The following is a 6,960-nucleotide window of genomic DNA, read 5'->3' on the forward strand; positions in this document are numbered from 1 at the left end:
ATTATCCACCACATACAGGAGGTAATAATGAAACTTTATCTCCATCACTTAATGCTACATCTTTTGATGCAACTAATGTATCATTTACAGCAACTGCACATGTCTCTAACCATTTAGAAACATCTTGGTCTTCTTTTAATAATGCACCTAATTCATTTAAATTAGAAATTTCAACATCTAATGCTTCTTTATTGATTGGGCCAAGAAATTCTACTTTAACCATATTTAACCCCTTATTTACTAAATTTCATGTATTATATCAAATTTAATTTAAGTTAGGATGACCTAAATCAATGTTATTTGCTAAAATAGATTTTATTAATTTACTACCGTTTCATGTATTTATAAAGAAAAATATTAAATCCAATCAAGTTAAAGCTATCATAGAGTATAAAAAATCTTACCCTTCAGTTATAAATAAAAAGTTTAAAAAAAGAAAAGTTGATTCTGCTTTTATTTCATCTATTGCTTCTAGAGGAGAAAAAAGATTAGACTTTGGAATTATTGCAAGAGCTGATGTTCAATCTGTGATTTTAATTCCAGGAGAAGAAAAAGAAGACTACCAAAGTGAAACTTCTAATGCCCTTGCTAAAGTTTTAGACCTAAAAGGAAAAGTTTTAATTGGAGATAAAGCCTTAAAATATTTCCATGACAGTGAAGATAAAAACTTTATTGACTTAGCACTTGCTTGGCAAGATAAATATAATCTACCTTTTGTTTTTGCAACTTTATGTTTTAACAAAAATGAAAGATACTTAAAAAAAGTTACAAGAAGATTTAACAAAAGAAAAATATATATTCCTCAATATATATTAGAAAACTATTCAAAAAGAAGTGGCATTTCAAAAGAAGCAATATTAGAGTATCTAAAAAGAATAGATTATGATATTGGAATAAAAGAGAAAAGAGCCATTAAAAAATTTTTACAATTGACAAAGAGTTTATAATGACAATATATGATTCATTTATTTTAGGAGTTATTGAAGGAATAACAGAGTTTTTACCAATTTCTTCAACAGGACACTTAATAGTTGCAAGTGAGTTTCTAGGAATAGATCAAACAAGCGTAAATAAAGCTTATGAAGTAATCATTCAATTTGCTGCTATTTTAGCAGTTGTACTAAACTATCCTTCAAAGTTTACTTTTTCACATATTAATCTTTGGACAAAAGTTTTTATTGCCTTTTTACCTATTGCAATAATTGGTTTTATCTTCTCAGATCAAGTTAAAGCAATGTTTTCAATTGAAATAGTTGCTTGGATGTTTATAATTGGAGGAATTGTCTTCTTAGTCGTAGAAAGGTTTTATGATGAATCACAACACACCACATCTGATGTAGAAGATATTAGTTTTAAACAATCATTATATATAGGTCTTGCTCAAATTTTTGCACTTATTCCTGGTACATCAAGGGCTGGGTCAAGTATCATTGGAGCTATGCTTGTGGGATTAAATAGAAAAGCAAGTGCTGAGTTCTCTTTTCTTCTTGCTTTTCCTGTTATGTGTGCAACTACAGGATATGATGTAGTAAAACACCATGAAGAATTATTCATGGCTGGAAATTTAATCAACCTTGCAATAGGTTTTGTTGTATCTTTTGTTATTGCATTTATTGCAATAAAACTATTCTTAAAATTCCTAGAGAACTTTACTTTTGTTGCCTTTGGAATATATAGAATAGTCTTTGGTATTTTACTGTTAAGCTTTGCCTAACATATCATCCACGATTGACTCTATAGCATTATACTTTATAGAGTCAACAAGTTTTTTACTTATACTATAATTATCTTTTTTCAAAATATTTATAAACTTTTCAGAACTTAGTTCATTTTCTCTTAATACATAACATAAGCCTTTGTTCTCTAGAAACTTAGCATTTGTATATTGATGGTCTTTTGCAGCATAAGGGAAAGGCACAAAAAGTGTAGGTAAAGAGTTTGCACATAACTCCCATAAAGTTGAAGCCCCTGAACGACTTACTGCAAAATCTGCTTCACCCATTTTTGAAGCTAAGTCATCACTAAAGGCAAAAACATCAACTTCTAAGCCTAGTTTTTTATACTCTTTACTTACTCTTTCAAAATCATTTTTCCCAGTTTGATGAATAATATTTAGATTTAACTTCTTTAAATCCTTTGCAACACTAAGGGCAAAATCATTTATTGCTTTAGCTCCTTGAGAACCACCTAAAAATATTACTGTTTTTAACTCATCCCTTATTCTTGCATTATCAAAAAACTCTTCACTTACAGGATAGTCTTTAATTGGTGAATCAACTAAAAATGATGAGTAAACTTCTGAAGCAAATCGTGCAGTTTTTTCATTTAATTTACCCATAACTGAGTTTTGTTCATGTATAAATAAATAACAATCAACTGTTGTAATAGCAGCTAATGTTGCAGGTGCAGCAGAAAAACCACCTACACTAACTACTGTGGATACTTTAAACTTTTGAAAAATAGTTCTACATTTACTTACTTGAGAAACAATTTGCATTAAAGATTGTATTTTTCCAAAGAAGTTCTTATTTACAACTCCTCTTGTATCTAAAAATATTGCTTTTTTTAATCTTTTATCATCTTCAAACCAACTAGGGTCTTGTCCATTTGCAGAACCTATAAATATAACTTTATATCCTCTTTTATGAAACTCTTCTATAAAAGCATCTGCAACTTTTAGGTGTCCACCAGTTCCTCCACCAGTAACTACAACAGTTTTCTTCATCATTTAACCTTTTTTCTCATATCAACTGATTTACTTATAGACAATACCATACCTATTGCTATTGCCATAGATAACATTGAGGAACCACCATAAGATAAAAGTGGAACTGCAATACCTTTAATAGGAATCATCCCTGAAATTCCATATGAATTAATTAAGAATGCAATTATAATCATTAAAGCTATACCAATAGTAAACAAGTGATAAATTTTATTTTCAACTCTTCCACTAATTTTAAATATTCTAAGTACAATCAAAAACATAATTATACTAATAAGTACTAAACCAATAAAACCTATCTCTTCTGTCATTCCGGCTAAAACAAAGTCTGTATGAACCTCAGATAAAAACCCAAGTTTTATATCACCTAAGCCTAAACCTTGGCCAAAAAATCCGCCATTATTCATTGCATTTAGTGAGTGTGAAACTTGATATGGTTCTGGTAAGTCTTCAATTCTTAAATACTTATCTGCCCACGATGGTAAAACCATTAAAATACCATCTTGTACCATTGCCCACCATGAAAAAATTCTTTGAATTCTATGTGGTGCTGCTAAAATTAATCCAACAAGAGCTAAAACTCCTACTAAACCTAAAGTAACAAAAACTTTGTAAGATCTATTTGCAAATATTAAAAGAATAAATAAAATTCCACCTAATAAAACAACTTGTCCTAAATCCTTTTGTAAAAAGGCAATTATAAATACAATAATAATAAAACTAAAAAAGTAAGGTAACAGTAAAATAAACTCTTCTTTTAGTGTAATTTTTTTAGGTATCTCAATTAATCTTCTATGAAATGACCATGAAAGAAAATAGATAAAACCTATTTTAAAAAACTCTACAGGAGACAATGAAAATCCAGGTAACCTAATCCATCTATTAGCTCCACCTGAAGCAGTTACTAAAGAAGAAGGAAGAAATGGCATTACTGCCATAAGTATAAAAAATAAAATAAATAAAAACATTCCTAATCTATTGACAACTTTATCGGGATCTATTAATGAAAATCCCCACATCAAAAGAATTGAAACAATTCCAACAAATAGCTGTCTTAAGAAAAAGTGGAATTGATTATACTCATAATACTGCACTGTATAGACACTTAGGGAGTAAGAGAATATAATACTTATTATAATAAGTGAAGATACAAGTAGAAACAGTACATAATCAGCTTGGTAAACTCTATTATTTTTAATTTGATTTTTGTTAGAATGCATTCGCTATTATATTATATTATGGATAAATATGTCTTCAAAACTTAACGATAATGATAACAAAATTAAGAAAATTGTAATTCTGTTTTTTTTCATACTTTTTTTAATTATTATTCTAATTACATCTGTATACTTTACAGTTAATAATGAAAGAGATTTACCTAGTTTAGAAAGTTCAAAAAAAGAGCTTTCAGTTAGAGGTGAAATAATAAGTGCTGATAACTTTAAAATCACTAGCTCTAAAAAAATTTACAAAGCTTCAATTGACTCTAGATATTTAGATAAAAATAAAAAGGAACTATTTATAAAACTTTTTTCTATCTATAGTAATATTCCCTATGAAAAGATAGAAGAAAAGATTAATGAGTCTTTTCTTAAACCTGGATACTTAGTACTTTCATATAATATTGATTCAAGAACTGCAAAAAACTTAAAAGAATTAGGTTTTAAGCTTAGAAAACTAGGAGTTTTTAAAGCAAGAAAAGTTGATGGAGGAAGAATCCTTAGAGGATTAAGTATTGTAGAAAGTGGTGAAAAAAGAGTTTACTCATATGAAGATACTTTAACTCCAGTAGTAGGTTATATTAGAAAATATGAATCTGAGAATGGAAAAACAAAAGTAAAAGGAATTAAAGGTTTAGAAAAAAAGTTTAATGACCTTTTAAATAGTAGTAAAGATGGAGTACTTAGTGGAAATAGAGATGTATTATCATATATTTCATTTAACAAAGACTCAACTATCAAAAAAAGAGTTGATGGAGCAAATTTAGTTTTAAATATTCCACTTAAACTACAAAAAAATAATGAATCAATACTAGATAGATATAAAGAAAAGTTAGGTGCAGAAGAAATCATTGTTTCTATTATGGATAGTAAAACAGGAAAAATTCTTTCGCTAGCTTCATCAAATAGATTTAATCCTGAAAGAATTTACCAAAAAGATATTCCATCACTTAATGTTAACGCTATAGAATATCAATACGAACCAGGTTCTGTTATAAAACCAGTTTCTATTGCATTAGTAATGGACAAAGGAAGAGTAAAAGACAATGAACTTTTCTTTGCATACAATACAAAAGGAAAACCAAATAAAAAAGGAGAATATCCAAAAGCTAGATATAAATTAGATAGATTTTTTATTAAAGATGACCATAGATTTAAAAAACACTATTTAACACTTGATGATATCTTTATTTTCTCTTCAAATATTGGAACCTTACAACTTGCACAAAGACTTACTGGTCCAGAGTTTTTTGAAGGTATGAAAAGGTTTGGTTTTACAAGAAAAACAGGTATTGATTTACCATATGAAAAGAAAGGTGTTATGCCAAAAGTTTGGCAATTTGCTGCAAACGATAAAGAAAAAGAAGATAACGTATTTAAAGCAACTGTATCTTACGGACAAGGTATGACATCAACATTTATGCAAATTATGAAAGCTTACTCAGTTTTCAATAATGGAGGAAAAACTGTTACACCAAGAATTGTTTCACATATAGAACTAGATAATGAAAAGTTTAAGAAAGATGTATTAGAGGGTGAAAGAATTATCAAAAAATCAACAGCTGATGAAATAAAAAGACTTCTAATTAAAACTGTTCAAAAAGGGACTGGTAGAGCAGCACAAATTGATGGATTAGAAATTGGTGGAAAGACAGGTACAGCACAAGTAGCTGAAGGTGGAAAGTATGTTAAAAAATATATTTCTTCATTCTTTGGTTTTGTTAATGATGGAGAAAGTTCATATACAATTGGTGTAACAGTAGTAGACCCAATATCAAGAGGTAAATACTGGTACTATCATTATGCAGCATGGTCAGCTGTACCTGTTTTCAAAGAAACAATAAATAACTTAGTAAAGTTAAACTATCTTACACCAAAAAAAGATATAATTTCAAAAAATTAAATTAATAAAAGGATAAATATGTTTGGTCTTGGTAGAAAAGAACTAAAAGAATATAATTACTCTGCAGAAGAGTTAGCAAAATTTCAATATGCAAAAATAGATACTGAAAAAGGAACAATCTTTATTAAACTTTTTAATAATGAAACTCCGAATACTGTTTCTAACTTTGCAACATTAGCAAATGATGGATTCTATGATGATTTAAACTTCCACAGAGTTATTCCAGGTTTTATGGCACAAGGTGGATGTCCAGAAGGTTCTGGAATGGGTGGTCCTGATTGGGCAATAGAATGTGAAACAGATGCTGAAAAACAAGTACACAATAAAGGTAGCTTATCTATGGCTCACGCTGGTCCAAATACTGGTGGTAGTCAATTCTTTATTTGTTTTGAATCTCAGCCTCACCTAGATAATCAACACACAGTTTTTGGTGAAATCGAAGAAGGAGATGAAGATAGTTTTGAAGTTCTTGATTCAATTAGACAAGGGGACAAAATAAACTCAATTAAAATCTTAGAAAAAAAAGATTAATATAATTCTAGAGAGAAATATCTCTCTAGAATCTCTACCCTAATAACTCTTGAATTAAATCTTCGTATAATACCTATATAAATCCAAAGAAAGTCAATTTATGCTTAAAAAGTCTATTTTTATACTGATACTACTGCCTAATGTATTAACAGCAAATACAAAAGAATACTGTATTTCTAAAAGCAATATTGAAAAAGTGATTGGATTAACAAAATTTAATACTAAAGAAGAGTTTATTAAAAAGTGCAATGGGAAATTGATATTTATATATAAAAACAATAATTGTAGATTCTTTACTATGAAAAGTATGAAGTTTGATATTTATATAAAAGATGAAAATAATACAAGCTTATTTAAAATAAATGAACGAAAAAAAGTATGCGGTAAAGAAATAATAGAGTACGTTAATAAGTAATAGCCGAAAAATGTGGGCTAAAAAAAAGCTTACCATTAGCAACTAAGGATAAGTTGGTAAAGGTAAGCTTTAATAGAAATAAACTCAAGAGCTGGCAGCGACCTACGTTTCCACAAGGGGGCCCTGCAGTATTATCAGCGCAGAAGTGCTTGACTTCCAGGTTCGG

8 protein-coding genes are annotated in these 6,960 nt (G+C 28.7%); 5 read left to right on the forward strand and 3 right to left on the reverse strand.

Translation table 11 applies throughout. The features are described from left to right. Position 1: 1 nt before the first annotated feature. The gene (locus CRV02_RS09265; RefSeq protein WP_129084838.1) at positions 2-223 is read right to left on the reverse strand and encodes a MoaD/ThiS family protein; all 222 of its coding nucleotides are present in this window, start codon (positions 221-223) and stop codon (positions 2-4) included. Positions 224-293: 70 nt separating this feature from the next. Here CRV02_RS09265 and CRV02_RS09270 point away from each other — a divergent pair, with 70 nt between their 5' ends. Continuing rightward, entirely contained in the window at positions 294-947 is a 654-nt protein-coding gene (locus tag CRV02_RS09270) for an MqnA/MqnD/SBP family protein (protein ID WP_129090095.1), read from the forward strand. Beyond that, positions 947-1,714, forward strand: a complete 768-nt coding sequence (locus CRV02_RS09275; protein WP_129090096.1) for an undecaprenyl-diphosphate phosphatase — start codon at positions 947-949, stop codon at positions 1,712-1,714. Before CRV02_RS09270 ends, CRV02_RS09275 begins: the two co-directional genes overlap by 1 nt. Here CRV02_RS09275 and murG read toward each other — a convergent pair. Further along, on the reverse strand, positions 1,700-2,725 hold the full coding sequence (gene murG, locus CRV02_RS09280; protein WP_129090097.1) for an undecaprenyldiphospho-muramoylpentapeptide beta-N-acetylglucosaminyltransferase: 1,026 nt from the start codon (positions 2,723-2,725) through the stop codon (positions 1,700-1,702). The genes CRV02_RS09275 and murG overlap by 15 nt on opposite strands. Beyond that, positions 2,725-3,945 (reverse strand): FtsW/RodA/SpoVE family cell cycle protein, encoded by a 1,221-nt coding sequence (locus CRV02_RS09285; RefSeq protein ID WP_129084842.1) that lies wholly within the window; start codon positions 3,943-3,945, stop codon positions 2,725-2,727. Before CRV02_RS09285 ends, murG begins: the two co-directional genes overlap by 1 nt. 28 nt (positions 3,946-3,973) lie before the next feature. On the opposite strand from CRV02_RS09285, the gene CRV02_RS09290 reads away from it, so the two are divergent. The 3 genes from CRV02_RS09290 to CRV02_RS09300 all read left to right on the forward strand — a co-directional run bounded on the left by CRV02_RS09290 (position 3,974) and on the right by CRV02_RS09300 (position 6,794). After that, complete coding sequence (locus tag CRV02_RS09290) at positions 3,974-5,848, forward strand: penicillin-binding protein 2 (RefSeq protein ID WP_129090098.1); 1,875 nt, start codon at positions 3,974-3,976, stop codon at positions 5,846-5,848. Positions 5,849-5,866: 18 nt separating this feature from the next. Next, positions 5,867-6,379: a peptidylprolyl isomerase gene (locus CRV02_RS09295; RefSeq protein ID WP_129084844.1), complete on the forward strand. Its 513-nt coding sequence runs from the start codon at positions 5,867-5,869 to the stop codon at positions 6,377-6,379. Between the two features lie 100 nt (positions 6,380-6,479). Next, a complete protein-coding gene (locus CRV02_RS09300) occupies positions 6,480-6,794 on the forward strand; it encodes a hypothetical protein (RefSeq protein WP_129090099.1) in 315 nt (104 codons plus the stop codon). Positions 6,795-6,960: the final 166 nt, after the last annotated feature.

Source organism: Arcobacter sp. CECT 8989, from assembly GCF_004116715.1.
GTDB lineage: Bacteria > Campylobacterota > Campylobacteria > Campylobacterales > Arcobacteraceae > Halarcobacter.

Excerpts from the sequence above, each read along its gene's own strand:
- murG (WP_129090097.1), bottom strand. The coding sequence starts at position 2,725 with ATGAAGAAAACTGTTGTAGTTACTGGTGGAGGAACTGGTGGACACCTA.
- CRV02_RS09290 (WP_129090098.1), top strand. The coding sequence starts at position 3,974 with ATGTCTTCAAAACTTAACGATAATGATAACAAAATTAAGAAAATTGTA.
- CRV02_RS09300 (WP_129090099.1), top strand. The coding sequence starts at position 6,480 with ATGCTTAAAAAGTCTATTTTTATACTGATACTACTGCCTAATGTATTA.
- CRV02_RS09285 (WP_129084842.1), bottom strand. The coding sequence starts at position 3,945 with ATGCATTCTAACAAAAATCAAATTAAAAATAATAGAGTTTACCAAGCT.
- CRV02_RS09275 (WP_129090096.1), top strand. The coding sequence starts at position 947 with ATGACAATATATGATTCATTTATTTTAGGAGTTATTGAAGGAATAACA.
- CRV02_RS09295 (WP_129084844.1), top strand. The coding sequence starts at position 5,867 with ATGTTTGGTCTTGGTAGAAAAGAACTAAAAGAATATAATTACTCTGCA.
- CRV02_RS09265 (WP_129084838.1), bottom strand. The coding sequence starts at position 223 with ATGGTTAAAGTAGAATTTCTTGGCCCAATCAATAAAGAAGCATTAGAT.
- CRV02_RS09270 (WP_129090095.1), top strand. The coding sequence starts at position 294 with ATGTTATTTGCTAAAATAGATTTTATTAATTTACTACCGTTTCATGTA.